1 protein-coding gene is annotated in these 574 nt (G+C 42.3%); it reads left to right on the forward strand.

Annotation, left to right across the window (positions count from 1 at the left end):
• A partial coding sequence (locus CBX98_RS25295; RefSeq protein ID WP_242446618.1) for an AAA family ATPase occupies positions 1-535 on the forward strand: 535 nt, incomplete at its 5' end.
• Between the last annotated feature and the right edge of the window lie 39 nt (positions 536-574).

The following is a 574-nucleotide window of genomic DNA, read 5'->3' on the forward strand; positions in this document are numbered from 1 at the left end:
CAGGGCGTTAGCATGCGGGAGTAATATGAAGAAAATTCTCATCATCGGTAATTCTGGCTCAGGCAAGAGTTGGTTGTCGAAACAGTTATCCCGAAAACTTCAGTTGCAAGAAGTTAACTTGGACTCGATTGTATGGGAGCCAGATGGCTATAATCAAAAACGCTCCACCGGAGCAATCGAAAATGAAATTGCTAGGATAAAGTCTCAATGCAACTGGGTAGTTGAGGGAGTATTTGGTGCTTTAGCCGAACAGCTTATTTTCTCTGCTGACATGCTGTTGTTTTTGGATTTGGAATGGTCTGAATGTAAAAGTTCTCTTTATGCTCGTGGTTCGGAGAGCTCGAAGCAACTTAATGAGGAACAGGCGGAGAAGAATTTTCGTGAATTATTAAAATGGGCTTCTGAATACTCGGTTCGCGAGTCCAAAAGTTCACGACAGTTCCATCAGCAATTGTTCAGAGATTTTCACGGTTCTAAAGTACGTTTCACAACGCGCTCTCAAGTGAATGAGTTTGTAGCGGAAACAACATGCTAACAAACTGTTTAAGAGTGATTCGCAACGCGTGGCATTTTT

It is taken from the genome of Vibrio sp. T9 (assembly GCF_003123985.1).
In the GTDB taxonomy this organism is placed as follows: domain Bacteria; phylum Pseudomonadota; class Gammaproteobacteria; order Enterobacterales; family Vibrionaceae; genus Vibrio; species Vibrio diabolicus.